12 protein-coding genes are annotated in these 14,976 nt (G+C 24.7%); 6 read left to right on the top strand and 6 right to left on the bottom strand.

Features of this window, described 5'->3' with window-relative positions; translation table 11 throughout:
- Positions 1–29 precede the first annotated feature (29 nt).
- Both leuD and leuA read left to right on the top strand, forming a co-directional pair.
- Complete coding sequence (gene leuD / locus U0T58_02560; protein ID XBC42260.1) at positions 30–638, top strand: 3-isopropylmalate dehydratase small subunit; 609 nt, start codon at positions 30–32, stop codon at positions 636–638.
- Between the two features lie 470 nt (positions 639–1,108).
- On the top strand, positions 1,109–2,650 hold the full coding sequence (gene leuA / locus U0T58_02555; protein XBC42259.1) for a 2-isopropylmalate synthase: 1,542 nt from the start codon (positions 1,109–1,111) through the stop codon (positions 2,648–2,650).
- 180 nt (positions 2,651–2,830) lie between these two features.
- Here leuA and ruvX read toward each other — a convergent pair whose 3' ends face one another.
- The 4 genes from ruvX to dnaB form a co-directional block, all read right to left on the bottom strand.
- Positions 2,831–3,247 (bottom strand): Holliday junction resolvase RuvX, encoded by a 417-nt coding sequence (gene ruvX, locus U0T58_02550; GenBank protein XBC42258.1) that lies wholly within the window; start codon positions 3,245–3,247, stop codon positions 2,831–2,833.
- Between the two features lie 2 nt (positions 3,248–3,249).
- Positions 3,250–3,813: a YqgE/AlgH family protein gene (locus U0T58_02545; GenBank protein ID XBC42563.1), complete on the bottom strand. Its 564-nt coding sequence runs from the start codon at positions 3,811–3,813 to the stop codon at positions 3,250–3,252.
- A gap of 72 nt (positions 3,814–3,885) precedes the next feature.
- Positions 3,886–4,854 carry a glutathione synthase gene (gshB, locus tag U0T58_02540; GenBank protein ID XBC42257.1) on the bottom strand — a complete coding sequence of 323 codons (969 nt, stop codon included), beginning with the start codon at positions 4,852–4,854 and terminating at the stop codon, positions 3,886–3,888.
- 441 nt (positions 4,855–5,295) lie between these two features.
- Positions 5,296–6,681, bottom strand: a complete 1,386-nt coding sequence (dnaB, locus tag U0T58_02535; protein XBC42256.1) for a replicative DNA helicase — start codon at positions 6,679–6,681, stop codon at positions 5,296–5,298.
- Between the two features lie 1,254 nt (positions 6,682–7,935).
- Here dnaB and ssb point away from each other — a divergent pair.
- Positions 7,936–8,448: a single-stranded DNA-binding protein gene (gene ssb, locus U0T58_02530; GenBank protein ID XBC42255.1), complete on the top strand. Its 513-nt coding sequence runs from the start codon at positions 7,936–7,938 to the stop codon at positions 8,446–8,448.
- A gap of 83 nt (positions 8,449–8,531) precedes the next feature.
- Here ssb and bioH read toward each other — a convergent pair whose 3' ends face one another.
- Positions 8,532–9,311: a pimeloyl-ACP methyl ester esterase BioH gene (gene bioH / locus U0T58_02525; GenBank protein ID XBC42254.1), complete on the bottom strand. Its 780-nt coding sequence runs from the start codon at positions 9,309–9,311 to the stop codon at positions 8,532–8,534.
- Between the two features lie 281 nt (positions 9,312–9,592).
- On the opposite strand from bioH, the gene U0T58_02520 reads away from it, so the two are divergent.
- Positions 9,593–10,168: an NfuA family Fe-S biogenesis protein gene (locus U0T58_02520; GenBank protein XBC42253.1), complete on the top strand. Its 576-nt coding sequence runs from the start codon at positions 9,593–9,595 to the stop codon at positions 10,166–10,168.
- Between the two features lie 35 nt (positions 10,169–10,203).
- Here U0T58_02520 and ansA read toward each other — a convergent pair whose 3' ends face one another.
- On the bottom strand, positions 10,204–11,223 hold the full coding sequence (gene ansA, locus U0T58_02515; GenBank protein ID XBC42252.1) for an asparaginase: 1,020 nt from the start codon (positions 11,221–11,223) through the stop codon (positions 10,204–10,206).
- 1,709 nt (positions 11,224–12,932) lie between these two features.
- Between ansA and U0T58_02510 the strand changes: the two genes are divergently transcribed.
- Both U0T58_02510 and deoD read left to right on the top strand, forming a co-directional pair.
- On the top strand, positions 12,933–14,165 hold the full coding sequence (locus U0T58_02510) for a phosphopentomutase (protein ID XBC42251.1): 1,233 nt from the start codon (positions 12,933–12,935) through the stop codon (positions 14,163–14,165).
- Positions 14,166–14,216: 51 nt separating this feature from the next.
- A complete protein-coding gene (deoD, locus tag U0T58_02505) occupies positions 14,217–14,927 on the top strand; it encodes a purine-nucleoside phosphorylase (protein ID XBC42250.1) in 711 nt (236 codons plus the stop codon).
- Positions 14,928–14,976: the final 49 nt, after the last annotated feature.

The following is a 14,976-nucleotide window of genomic DNA, read 5'->3' as shown; positions in this document are numbered from 1 at the left end:
TTTAAATTATTATTTTATAGGAAGTTAAAATGTCTAAATTTGTTTCTCATATTGGAACTGTAGTTCCTCTAGATATGTCTAATGTAGATACTGATGCAATTATTCCTAAACAGTTTTTACAAAAGATTACTAAGTTGGGATTTGGAAAACATTTATTTAACGATTGGAGATATTTAGATGATTTTGGTCGTACGTTAAATAAAGATTTTGTTTTAAATAGATCTTGTTATCAAGACGCAACTATTTTGCTTTCGAGAGAAAATTTTGGATGCGGTTCATCAAGAGAACATGCTGTGTGGGCTTTATTAGATTATGGATTTAAAGTAATTTTAGCATCTAGTTTTGCGGATATTTTTTATAGTAACAGTATTAAAAATGGTTTGTTACCTGTTGTATTGTCTAAAAGCATAGTAAATTATTTGTTTAATATGATATTAAAGTATTCTAAAACATCTGTAACAATAAATTTGATGAGTAATACAGTCTTAGTAAACGATCAATGTTATCAATTTGAGATTAATTATTTTTATAAGTACTGTATGTTAAATGGATTAGATGACATAGATTTGACAATAAAGAATGTCGAGCAAATAAAAAATTATGAAAATGGTATTCCTAAATTTTTTACATCTATTTAGTAAACCATGTTTTAGAACATTAACATTGTTAATATTTATAATAATTTATAAAAATTTTTATTTTTTATATTGTTAATACAATTTTTGTAAATCATATTTATTTTAGAATAAATTGTTTAAAAGCATATTATTAGCTTTATAAAAAGTATTTTATAACAGAAATAATAAAATTTTTTATTTTATATAACGTGGAATGATTAATAGTAATATTAAATTGTTAATAGTTGATTTGAAAAGTATTTATTTTCATGAATTATATATAGGTTAATATGTATTTTTAAAATTAATATTTAAAATGATTTAGATTATTTCTAAAAATAAATTTTTAGCAGTTTTCGTAAACATTTCATATCAATTGTTGTATATAAATAAGAATATAATTTTTTGTAAAAATTATAAATGATTATTTTTTTGTATTTATACACGTTCTAAACGAAATATTATTAGTATATTTAATTTTAGGAAAATAGATGACTCAACAATTAATTATTTTTGATACGACATTGCGTGATGGTGAACAGTCTTTGAAAGCTAGTTTAAGTTCGAAAAAAAAATTAGAAATAGCTTTTGCTCTGGAGCGATTAGGAGTTGATGTTATAGAAGTAGGGTTTCCTGTATCATCGCCTGGTGATTTTAAGTCTACTCTTCTTATATCTAAAAATATTAAAGATTCTAAAATTTGTGGTTTGGCTAGATGTGTATATAAAGATATAGATATAGCTGCTGAAGCTATGAAAGGCGCTAGTGCATTTCGTATTCATATATTTTTAGGTACATCTAATTTACATGTTAAATCTAAATTAAGGAAGACATTTGATGAAATTATAGAAATGGCAGTTTGTTCTATTAAGAGAGCGCGAAAATATACAGATGATGTTGAATTTTCTTGCGAAGATGCAGGAAGAACAAGTTTAGATAATTTATGTCGTATTGTAGAAATAGCAATCCAGTCTGGTGCTACAACTGTTAATATTCCGGATACAGTAGGTTATACTATTCCTAGTCAATTTGAAAATATTATTACTTCTTTGTATCATAGAGTGCCTAACATCGATAATGCTATTATATCTATACATTGTCATAATGACTTAGGTATGGCTGTTGCTAATTCAATTTCAGCTATACAAGCTGGGGCTAGACAAGTAGAAGGTACAATTAATGGGATAGGAGAACGTGCTGGGAATACAGCTTTAGAAGAAGTGATTATGGCTATTAAAATTAGAAAAGATATTTTTCATTTACATACTAACATTAAATATGAAGAAATTTATAATACTAGCAAAATAGTTAGCACAATATGTGGTATGATGATTTCTGCAAACAAAGCGATAGTAGGAAGTAATGCTTTTTCACATTCATCTGGTATTCATCAAGATGGAGTATTAAAAAATAGAAAAAATTATGAAATAATTATTCCTGAAACTATAGGTTTAAAACAAGTTACTTTAAATTTAACATCTCGATCGGGTAGAGCGGCTATTAAGCATTATATGTCTAAAATGGGATATAAGGAAGATATTGATTATGACCTTGGTAATTTGTATAGTTCTTTTCTAAAACTAGCTGATAAAAAAGGACAGGTATTTGATTATGATTTAGAAATATTGGCTTTTTCTAAGTCGTACGGTAAGTTATTTGAACATTTTCAGTTAAAAGATTTTACTATTATTTCAAATTTAGATGGTGTATCTCATTTTTCGATAAAATTGATGTGTGGGGTAAATTTATATACTGAGAGTATAATGACTAAAAATGGATTTATGTACGCAATACAAGAGGTGTTAAACAAAGTTACATCCTTTAACGTAAAAGTAAAGAACTTTTATTGTACAATGAAATATGAAACCTTTAGTACTGTTAGACAAGTTAATATTGAAGTACAACATGAATGTCGTAAATTTTATGGAGTAGGTTTAACTTCTGATATTATCAGATCTTTTTTACAGGCTATGATTGATATACTGAACAATATTTGGCATATAAAACAAATTAATAAAATGAGATTGAAATAAAAATTTGTATGGATTTAGTTATGATTTCTAGTAGTTGTTTTCAAATGTGTTAAAATATGGATGTAAAAATTTATTTCATTTTTACGTTCATACATTGTGCTTAGATGATTGAATCACGCTTTTAAATAATTCATTTTTAATATTATTTTATATTTAAAATGAACATTTTATTTAAATCTTTTAAACATGTGTATTATTTATTAACCAACTTTCTAGAATAATGGCAGCAGCAGTTGAGTCGGTTTTGTTTTTTATTAAAGATTTAAATCCGTTTTTTTCAAATAGTGTTGTTTTTGCTTCTATTGTTGTTAGTCTTTCATCATGTAAAAAAATAGGTATTTTGAAATTTTTAAATAATTTTTTTGAAAATTGTTTTGATTTTTTTGTAATATTTTGTTGAGTACCGTTCATATTTAGTGGTAGACCAATAATTATAGAGTGCGGTTTCCATTCTAAGAATAACGTTTTGAATTGGTTTAAGTTTATTTTTTCATTTTTTACTTTTATAAGAGGTAAAGTTTGTGCAGTATTGGTTATCTTCTGCCCTACTGCTACTCCAATTCTTTTGATTCCAAAATCAAATGCTAAAAAAATCATTGTTATGCATGTCCAAAATTTGTAGTTAACCTATTTATATCTATTCCGATATTACGAACTGATTTCATCCAACGTTCAGATAAGGGAGTATGAAAGAGAATGTTAGTGTTTGCTAATGATGTTAGCCAAATATTGTTTAGTATTTCTTTTTCTAGTTGGTTGTTTTTCCATACACAATGACCTAATATCATCAATATATTATCAATGTTTTGACAGTTAGCAACATATTCTAAGACATCTTGAGATGATGTAATAAAAATATTGTTTGATATAAGAATACTAGAAACAAATTTTTCTTTTAAAGAATGTAGAATAACACCACGATTTTCAGATATGGGTCCTCCTATTATTACAGATTTATTTAAATGATTAGGAAGATTTTTGAATGGTATTTGAATTTTAAGCTTATTTAATATTGTTTTTATTGTTAGGTTTGCAATAGGTTTATTTATCATAATTCCCATTGCTCCATCTTTATTATGTTTCCATATATATATGACAGATTTTTTAAAAAAAGGATGGTTTAAATTAGGCATAGCAATTAAGAAATGGTTTTGTAAGTTAATTTTCATTTTTAATTCCTATGATTATGTGGATTATGGCGTAGTTAGTAAGAGAATAATAGCTTTTATTTAGAATCAGTTATTTAAAACATTTCTACTAATTAAGTTATTTTCTATAGCATTTAAAATAATATTGCTGATGGATATTTTACATTTGAATTCAATTTCTTGTATGCATGTTGGACTAGTAATATTGATTTCTGTTAGTTTTGTTCCGATAATATCTAGTCCCACAAAACATAATCCTTTTCTTTTTAATACATTAGCTATGGAATTAGCTATATTCCAATCATATGAAGTAAGTTTTTGTACTTTTCCTGTCCCTCCTGCAGCTAAGTTGCCTCTATTCTCACCAGTTTTAGGAATTCTAGCTAAACACCATGGAAAAGGTTTACCATCAATAATTAATATTCTCTTATCTCCATGTTGGATGTCTGTTAAATATTTTTGAGATATACATAATTTTTTTCCATGATTAGTCATAGTTTCGATTATAACCATGGTATTAGAATCATGTTTTTTTACTCGAAAAATAGATAATCCACCCATCCCGTTTAAAGGTTTAATTATAATATCTTTATGTTGATGCAAAAAATTATAAATTTTGGATATGTCATTGGTAATTAGAGTACACGGTATAAATTCTGGAAACCATATAGTAAATAATTTTTCATTAAAATCTCTAAGGCTTTGAGGTTTGTTAATTACAAGTACACCTTGATGTTCAGCTTGTTCAAGAATATAGGTAATATATATGTATTGATCATTGATAGGAGGATCTTTTCGCATTAAAATTATATCTAAGTTTAATAATAAAATATCATTTGATTTTTTGAAAGAATACCATTTTTTTGGATTATTTTTAAGATACAATAATTTAGTTTTGGAGAAAGGTTGATTATTTCTTAGATATAGATCTGATATTTCCATATAATATATTGTATATTTTCTTTTCTGTGCTTCTAGTAGTATAGAAAAGCTAGAGTCTTTTTTTATATTAATAGAAGAAATAGGATCCATTATGATTCCTAATTTTATTTTCATGCTTTGTGTTTTGGGTTTCATTTATATTTATTAAAATTTATTAGATAATATTTAATTTTGTTGTTATTACTTTGAAACGAATGTTTTTAAATCTTAACAAATTTTTTTTGAATCCAATATCAATAAACAATATTGGATTGTAATGATATAGACATTTTTTGTCAACTTCATTTTAATGTTTGCATTTGGTAAACTATAATTACATTATGTTTGAATAGATAGAATGAATAATATTATGATTGATTTTAAATTTTGTTTTTAAGTGTTTGTTATAGAAACACAGGTTGCTCAAAATATTTAATAACAAATTAATATTCAACGTTCTATTAGTAATAAATAAAGTTATATGTTTATGTTTAATTTTTTAGAGATTGGTTTTATTTCTTTAAAGTTTAGAAGTTGTAAATATTATGTTGACTGATTTTATCATATTAAAAATGTTTATTCGTTGTTAAATTGTGATTCAGAGTAATTATCGAATCGTGACCAATGTCCGTTAAATGTCAATTTAATCGTTCCAATTGGCCCGTTTCTTTGTTTTCCTATAATTATTTCGGCAATACCTTTTAAATCTGTGTTTTTATGATATAATTCATCTCGATATATGAACATAATTAAGTCTGCATCTTGTTCTAAAGAACCCGATTCTCGTAAATCAGAATTAATTGGCCTTTTGTCTCCTCTTTGTTCTAGTAATCGATTTAATTGTGATAGTGCTATGATGGGAACTTGTAGTTCTTTTGCTAGTGCTTTTAATGTTCTAGAAACTTCAGCTATTTCCAATGTTCGGTTTCCTATTAGTGATGGTACTTTTATCAATTGTAAATAATCAACCATAATTAAACTTAACCCATTATTTTCTCGATAAATTTTACGCGATCTAGATCGCATTTCAGTAGGTGTTAGTGTTGATGAATCGTCAATATACATATTTTTTTTCTTTAGTAAAATATTTATAGTACTTGAGACGCGAGACCAATCTTCATCGTTTAGCTTTCCTGTTCTTAGCTGTTCTTGATTTACTCGAGATAGAGATGATAACATTCTCATCATTATTTGTTCTCCTGACATTTCTAAACTAAAAATCAAAACTGGTTTTTCATAGGTCATAGCAATATTTTCACAAATGTTCATGGCAAGCGTTGTTTTCCCCATAGAAGGACGAGCAGCAATAATGATTAAGTTGGATGGTTGTAATCCTGACGTTTTTTTATTGAGATCTTGGTATCCTGTGCTAATTCCTGTAATTCCTTTGTGGGATGTATTGAATAATATTTCTATATTTTTTAAAGTAGAATCTAGCATTTGTTCTATATTTTTAGGTCCATTCTTTTGTTTTAATCTATTTTCTGTAATATTGAATATTTTTGATTCAGCTAAATTTAATAGTTCTTTGCTAGTTTGACCTTTTAAGTTACAGCCAATTTTGATAATTTTACGTGCGATTTGAATAATTTCACGGACAATAGAGTGATCTCGAACTATTTCAGCATAAGTTAAAATGTTAGCGGTACTAGGAATGTTTTTAGATAATTCTGCTAAATAAGAAAATCTTCCTATGTTTTCTAACTCTCTTTTTTGTTCTAAAGATTCTGATAACGTAATAAGATCGATAGGACATCCGCGATCTAATAAATATTGCATTTCTTTAAAAATTAATCGATGAGGAAAACTAAAAAAATCATCTTCTGTAATTATTTCTGTTATACAATCCCATTGTTCGTTATCCAGCATTAAACCTCCTAAAATAGATTGTTCTGCTTCTAAGGAATATGGAAGTGTAATACGTTCTTCAATTTGATTATGAAACATTTTTTTTTCTGACATTTTTAATATGACACCAAAATTTAACTATAACATTTTTAAACTATATTCACGTTTTAAGATGAGAGATTGAACAGTAGCAATTGTGTTATTAAACCAATTATTTATATTATATTTTAAATGAATTTTTTGATAATACCGATTAATTTTAATAGTATAGTAAATAATAAAATATATATGAATTTTTTATTTTATATATTAATAATAAATTATACTTATTTATATTTTTAATAATAAATCGTAGTATTTTAATATTTTTATATTAGAAGTTTTATATGTTTTTAATTATATATTTTAAATTTATATGAATAGAGAAATTTTAAATTAATTTTAATACATAGATATAACATTTAGTTAGTATAATTTTTTAAATGTTTTAAGTTTTAACTATGAAGGTATGTTTTTCAATTTTATTTATATAAATCATTTTTGATATTATAATTCAACATTTATTTGATATGTACGAAGTGAATGTAATAAAATTTTTATGTGTAGAATATCAAGTTATTATTTTTCAATGTATTTATTGTTGTAAATATATTTAAATTTTTTATGAATTTAATATTACATTAGGTAATTAGTTTTAGTAAATGATGTGCATTACTATTTAATATAAGAATATTTTATTAAGATCTATTAATAAAAATTATTTTTAAGTAAAATAGAATGCGTTAGTATTTGATATGATAAAATATTTTTTGTATTTTTTAAAAGCAGTAGTTATTTTTGCATTGATTTTATGTTATATGACAATTGTTAAAATAGTAGAATAAAATTATTCTTATAATAACATTTATTTATGAGAAAATGTTATATTAGATATATAGTGATTTACTTTAGAAAATTATCTCGTTTGAAATTAGGTGTTGTTACGATTCTTCAACGTATATTTCAGTATACAACAATAATTTTGATGATCTTTTTTTTAATGTGTTATGATTTAGATTGAGATCAAGAATTTAGAAATTTCACGCATTTATTAACATGAATATAGTGTTAGAGTGGTGTTGAACTTGTATATTTTACGTAACTAAATAAAATTCTTTATATTATTGATAGAAAATGTATTTTATATTATTTTCATATCACAATATTATCATTAAAATGATATTCATGTTTTTGTTATTTTTAAGAGTTTGTTTAAAACTTTTTAATTCAGACGTTTTACTTGTTAATTAAACTATTATTTTTTCGAGTTATATATATATTTTAATATTACAAAGTTTATGGAAATTTTTTATAGTTGAGGATAATGTTATGGCTAGTAGAGGAGTAAATAAAGTTATTCTTATAGGATATTTAGGGCAAGATCCAGAAGTTAGGTATATGCAAAATGGAGGAGCAGTTGCTAATGTGACATTAGCTACATCTGATACTTGGAAAGATAAGAATACTGGAGAAATAAGAGAAAAAACAGAATGGCATAAAATTGTTTTTTTTAATAGATTGGCTGAAATTGCAGGAGAATATTTAAAAAAAGGTTCTCAAGTATATATTGAAGGATCATTACAGACTAAAAAATGGCAAGATCAAAATGGAATAGATCGTTATGTTACAGAGATTATTGTTAGCGTTGGTGGAACAATGCAAATGTTGAGTAATAATCGTAATATTAATAATCGTTCTTCTTCAATAGAACATTCGAAGAGTACTGTGAATGAAGTAAATAAAGAAACATCTAAGAATAGTCAAGAAAATTATGATTCTAATAAGATTATAGATAACAATTCTAGTAGTTTAGATTTTGATGATGAAGATATTCCTTTCTAAGTAATTTTTAATATCATTCATGTTTTATACTTTTTATCATATTTATGATATGGTGGATAATAAAAGCATATAATTTTTTATTTTTATAAAGTGTTTAAGTATTTAGAAAACTTTAATATTATGGAGCAAAATTTATATTTATCAGAAATAAACGGAGCGTGAGTACATCTGTTTATTATTACAGATTGACTATTAGGTAACTTTTTATCTAATATTTTAGCTATTGTTTTGGGGACCAATGCATCTAAAGAACCGTATATTCTCAAAAAAGGTATTTTTATCTTGGTTATTTCTTTTCTTAAGTCTGATGAATAAAGTAGTTCTAATCCTTTTTTTAATGTTGACATTCTAGGTTTAGGTTGAGATAGTACAATTTTTTTTAAAATATTAGTATCTTTATGTAGATATTTAGAATTTATTGTTTGTATTCTTATAAAATTTTCAATAGTTTTTTCGTAATTTTTAACTAGTTGACAGTAAAATTTAAGTAATGTATTTTTAGAGATTCCTGGCCAATTGGGGCGAATTAAAAAACATGGTGAAGAGGAAACACTAATGAGTCCTTTAATTTTTTCTGGATAAGATAACGCCATTTTACTAATAATTAAACCTCCCATTGACCACCCTAATAATATAGCATTTTGGGGTATATATTGCGCTAACAATTTAGCTGTATTTTTTAAATTCATAAATTGCAGTGCATTATTTTTTCCAAATCCAGGAAGATCTACTAGGTGAATGGTAAAGTTGGTATTTAATTCAGATAACAACGTATTCCAAATTTTTGAATTAAATCCCCATCCATGTATTAAAACTAGATGGACTTTTCCAGTACCTATAGTGTTCCAAAAAAATTTTTTCATAAAGTGTATAGTCGTTTTGCTTGTAATATAAATGTTTTAAGAAAATTAAAGTAATTTCTTAGCGGATGTAATAAACGATGTGTTAAAAAATATGTTATATATTTAATTTATAAATGTAAATAACTACATTTTTCATTAGTATTTAAAAGATTATATAGTTTTTATTGAAATAGTATTGTATATTTTATATAATGTATAGAAGCATGGTTTTTCTTAGTTATATAAGATAGTGTATTTTTGTTAAAGAACATCGATAAAATTAAATAATTGAGTTTGTTAATATGATTAATATATCTAAGTTGGCACAAGATCATTTTTTAAATTTACTTTTAAAACAAAAAAATAATACTCACATTAGAGTGTTTGTAAGTTATCCTGGAACGCCCATTGCAAAATGCGGAGTATCTTTTTGTTATTTAGAAGATGTAACAAAAAAAGACATAAAATTTAAATATGATAGTTTTAATGTGTACATTGATAAATTTAGTCTTCCATATTTGAAAGATGCAATAATAGATATTGTAATAGAAAATTGTAATTCTCAGTTAACTTTAATGGCACCTTACGCTAAAAAATATAATTTAAATGAAGACACTGTATTACAAGATAAAGTAAAATTTTTTTTAAATTCAAGAATTAATCCTCAATTATCTTCTCATGGAGGAAACGTACATTTAATAAATATTACTCAATCAGGATATGTTACTCTTAAATTTTTTGGAGGTTGTAATGGGTGTTCTATGATAGAACATACTCTTAAAGAAGGAATAGAAAAACAATTATTAATTGAATTTCCTGAGTTGAAAGGAGTTTATGATATCACTGATCATAATAGAAATAGTGCATCATATTATTAGTTTTTGATACATTTCAAGAATTGTAAATAATTTTTTTAACAATCAGGATTTGTGAGTTCACCTCTTAAGTTTTTTTGCATGTTTTTTCGGACTTCGGCACTGGTTAGATTTTTACTTAAAAGAAAATGTAATTTTGTTAATGCTGCTTCTATTGTTAAATCGTATCCACTGATTACGCCCACTTTAGCAAGAGAATTTCCTGTTGCATATCCATTCATATTTACAGTACCTGACATACATTGAGTTAAATTAACTACTATTACGTTTTTTTTGTAAGCATCATGAAGAGCTTGTAGAAATTCTTTATTTTGCGGTGCATTACCTATTCCATATGAACATAAGATGAGAGATTTAATAGGTTGTCTAAGAAAATTATATATAATATTTGCTGAAATACCTGGATATATAATTATTATTCCAATTGATTGTTGTATTATAGGGTTAATTTTAAGGTCTTTGTTTTTTTTTGTTTTCCAAGATTTTTTTACGTATTTAATAGATATTTCTATTTCTAATAATGTACTGAAATTAGGTGATGAAAAAGCATTTAGTCCATTTGCATGAGATTTCGTTGTTCTATTGCCTCGATAAAGTTTATTATTAAACAATAAAGTGACTTCAGGAATAGGATAATGTGCAGCTATGAATAGTGAATTTAATAAATTTTGTTGCCCGTCAGATCGCAATTCGGATAATGGAATTTGTGAACCAGTTACAATCACTGGTTTTCTTAAATTTTCTAGTATAAACGATAATGCTGATGCAGTATAGGCCATAGTATCTGTACCATGTAGAATAATGAACCCATCATATTTTTTATAATTTTTGTAGATATCTTCTGCTATTGTTCTCCATTCTATAGGAGTCATGTTTGAAGAATCAATTAATGGTTTATATTCATTAATAGTAAATAATGGCATTTCAGGTCTGTGAAAATCTGGAATATCAATTAATTGTTTTTGTAGATATCCTGAAACTGGAATATATCCGTAACGTGATTTTTTCATACCAATAGTCCCGCCGGTATAAGATATATATATAGATTTTTTACGCATTTAGTACCTCTTTTAACATGTTTTTAATTATAAAAATTTTTACAATAGTAAAGTTTTTATGTGAGTTTAAGTATATTTAAATTATGTTGAGGATAAGTTAATTTTTAAAGCATGTAACGTGTATATTGAAGTATATGTTTTTTATATTTTAATGTGTTTCTTGGAATTATGTAGTTTCTATTACTTATATATATAACTTATAGTACAAAATAATTTTTTATTATATAAATAATGTTGGTATTAATAATTTTAATATTAAAATGATATATTTTTAAAATTTTAATGAAGTATGATAAAAATGTTGATTATTTTTGAGTTAATGTCAAGTGTGTTTTCTTTTTTGGTTTGTTATGGTACGACAAGAATTTGCTTTTACTAAAATATTTCTATTAATTTGAGACGTGACTAGGACAATTGAAAAGTAATAAAGTAGGAAATTAAGTAAGTATGCTTAAATTAAATTAGATTCATGTTGAATAAAAAAATTTTATAAAAATTTATTATATGAAGTTTATATAATGTATATTTTGATGTGTTGATTAGATAAAATATTTTAGAATATAAATATATTATAAAATATATGATTTTATTTTTATAGTAGTAGTTTTTTGGATCATTATTGATTTAACAAAAAATACAGAATAAACGACAAAATAGTTAACTAACTTTTATAAAACATTATGATATTTTATTATAACATTTTATGAATTAAATAAAAATTATGAGATTTCATAGTTTTTAAAATGAATTTAAGTGAACATTAAATATATGTTGTTTATTGATGTTTAGAGGTATTGCTATTAATAATATGTATTACTTGGATCTGTATTAATATATGTTAGAAGGTATTTTTATTTTTTTTATTTCAACAATTTTAGCATTGTGTTCAAATTGAACGACATGTTATTAGGTAATGTTGTTAGTATAGTGGTATAAATTAAATAATTTTTATAAATAGAATTAATTCATATAATTTTAGTTATATTTTTTTAAAGATTGTTTTATTGTTTGTCTTTTTTAATACATTATAAGATGGTTGCAATTAGTAGAATTGATTTTAAATATATTATTGATTTTTTATAGTTATAAAAGCTTAGAAATTTATAATATATTTATTAAATTAAAAGAATATTTTTTTGTTCTTAAGTATTTCAACACTCTTTAATTGTACATTTATTGATTATTTTAAAGGCTAAGTTATCAATAGAATTTGATTTGACTATCGTAAAAAATTGTTTAAATTTTTACGTTTGTTTTAAATAGTAACTTTAATATTTAGAGACATTGGTGAATTATGATTGAATATTACAGCAAGATGATTGAAGTTAAATATGATATGCTTATTATTTTCGATAGAATTAGCACTTACACAAATTGTTCAAATAAATAGATTACAAGTTAAAATAAAGAAATGTTGTAGTTTATTTTTAAAAGGATGAATTTTATTTAATTTTTTTATCTTAATAATTATTTTAGTGTGTTTATTTCCTATTAGTGTTAGTTTGCATTTAATTTAAGTTGTTAAGTTATCCTAATTTTGTTTTAGTACTTGTGAACGTTAATTTTTTAAGAATAGGAAACGAACATATAGATATATAAATTAGAGTAGTATATAAGAACGTTTGTTATTAAATATATATATATTAAATTTTTTAATTTGGTATATATTTAATTTATAAAATTTGATTTAATATTAATACGAGAATTATATGAAACGCGCATTTATTATAGTTTTGGATTCTTTTGGAATTGGTTCAACAAGTGATGCGCATAAATTTAATGATGTTGGTGCTAATACTTTTGGGAATATAGTAAAATATTGTTATTTGGGAAAAGCTAATCATGGTAGATCTGGTCCATTGTGTGTACCTAATTTAGTTTCTCTTGGATTGTTACGTGCTGCCGAGAAATCAATAGGAAAAAATTTGTTTGGCATTGATAAGAATATAACTATTAAAGGAAGTTATGCTTATGCAAGTGAAATTTCATCAGGAAAAGATACATCTTCGGGTCATTGGGAAATAGCTGGAGTCCCAGTGTTGTACGACTGGGATTACTTTAGTAATGTACGTAATAGTTTTCCACAATACATATTAGATAAAATTGTTGATATGTGTGATTTGCCCGGATTTTTAGGAAATTGTCATTCTTCTGGTACTGTTATATTAAACGATTTTGGAGAAGAACATATAAATACAAAGAAACCTATTTTTTATACTTCTATTGATTCAGTATTTCAAGTAGCTTGTCATGAAACCATTTTTGGTTTAAAAAAATTATATGCATTGTGTAGAATTATTCGGAAAATATTAGACGAAGAAAAAATTAATATTGGTAGGGTTATTGCTAGACCTTTTGTTGGTAATAAAAGATTTTTTTTTAAAAGAACAGGTAATCGGAGGGATTTTTCAGTTAAACCTCATGATATGACTGTTATGAAAAAATTGATTAACGAAAAACTTGGACAGGTAGTTTCAATAGGTAAAATTTCGGATATTTATGCAGGAGAAGGAATTACAAAACAAGTTCATGCGACAGGATTATTAGAATTATTTAATTCCACTATATATGAGATAGAAAAATCACAACACAATACCATTGTTTTTGTTAACTTTGTAGATTTTGATGCTTTATGGGGACATAGACGTGATGTTTCGGGTTATGCTAAAGGATTAGAGTGGTTTGATAGTCGTATACCAAAATTATTACATTTAATAAAAAAAGATGATATTTTAATTATTACAGCTGATCATGGATGTGATCCTACTTGGATAGGTACTGATCATACAAGAGAAAATGTTCCAATATTAATTTATTGGCCAACTATTGAACCAAAATTTTTAGGTCATCGTAAAACATTTTCAGATATAGCTCAAACTTTAGCTAAATATTTTGGTTTATCTTCAATGAAGTTTGGAAAAGAAATGTTTTGTAAATTATAAGATTTTCATAATTATTATTATTATAACTTCATTAGAAAAGTAGGAAAAGTAATGACAACTCCTCATATTAATGCAAAAAAAGGGGATTTTTCTGATTTTGTTCTTATGCCTGGCGACCCTATTCGAGCAAAGTATATTGCAAAAAATTATTTAGATAACGTGATAGAAGTAACTAATGTTCGTTCTATGTTGGGATTTACTGGAAATTATAGGGGTAAACGAATTTCTGTAATGGGGCATGGTATTGGAATACCTTCATGTTTGATTTATGTACAAGAGTTAATTACAAAATATCATGTTCAAAAAATTATTCGTATTGGTACTTGTGGAACTGTTTGCAAAGATATAAATCTTAGTGATCTTATTGTTTGTTTAGGTGCTTCTACTGATTCTAAAACAAATAGGTTAAAGTTTAAAGATAATGATTTTGCAGCTGTTGCAAGTTTTGATTTAGTGTGTAATTTAGTTTTAGCTTCTAAAAATTTGGGTTTTCATATAAATGTAGGAAACTTATTTACGACAGATTTGTTTTATCATAATGACGACGATATTTTAAAAATTGTTAAACGATTTAATATTCTTGGGATAGATATGGAAACTGCAGGATTATATAGTATATCTGCAGAATTTGGAATAAAATCTGCATCAATTTGTACAGTATCTGATCATATTTTAAAAAAAAGTAGAATCAGTTCTAAAGATAGAGAGTCTAGTTTAGATAATATGATACGTATTTCCTTAGATTCAACTATGTTAGATTGACACTGAGATATGATCTTAGTTAGATATTAAAATATATATTATTGTTTTT

Origin of the sequence: Buchnera aphidicola (Meitanaphis elongallis), assembly GCA_039830015.1 — a bacterium.
Classification (GTDB): domain Bacteria; phylum Pseudomonadota; class Gammaproteobacteria; order Enterobacterales; family Enterobacteriaceae; genus Buchnera_B; species Buchnera_B aphidicola_AU.
The sequence above is the reverse complement of the archived record's forward strand: the minus strand, read 5'-3'. Positions and strand labels throughout refer to the sequence as shown.

Excerpts from the sequence above, each read along its gene's own strand:
- ssb (XBC42255.1), top strand. The coding sequence starts at position 7,936 with ATGGCTAGTAGAGGAGTAAATAAAGTTATTCTTATAGGATATTTAGGG.
- U0T58_02520 (XBC42253.1), top strand. The coding sequence starts at position 9,593 with ATGATTAATATATCTAAGTTGGCACAAGATCATTTTTTAAATTTACTT.
- leuA (XBC42259.1), top strand. The coding sequence starts at position 1,109 with ATGACTCAACAATTAATTATTTTTGATACGACATTGCGTGATGGTGAA.
- dnaB (XBC42256.1), bottom strand. The coding sequence starts at position 6,681 with ATGTCAGAAAAAAAAATGTTTCATAATCAAATTGAAGAACGTATTACA.
- ruvX (XBC42258.1), bottom strand. The coding sequence starts at position 3,247 with ATGATTTTTTTAGCATTTGATTTTGGAATCAAAAGAATTGGAGTAGCA.
- bioH (XBC42254.1), bottom strand. The coding sequence starts at position 9,311 with ATGAAAAAATTTTTTTGGAACACTATAGGTACTGGAAAAGTCCATCTA.
- ansA (XBC42252.1), bottom strand. The coding sequence starts at position 11,223 with ATGCGTAAAAAATCTATATATATATCTTATACCGGCGGGACTATTGGT.
- leuD (XBC42260.1), top strand. The coding sequence starts at position 30 with ATGTCTAAATTTGTTTCTCATATTGGAACTGTAGTTCCTCTAGATATG.
- U0T58_02510 (XBC42251.1), top strand. The coding sequence starts at position 12,933 with ATGAAACGCGCATTTATTATAGTTTTGGATTCTTTTGGAATTGGTTCA.
- deoD (XBC42250.1), top strand. The coding sequence starts at position 14,217 with ATGACAACTCCTCATATTAATGCAAAAAAAGGGGATTTTTCTGATTTT.
- gshB (XBC42257.1), bottom strand. The coding sequence starts at position 4,854 with ATGAAAATAAAATTAGGAATCATAATGGATCCTATTTCTTCTATTAAT.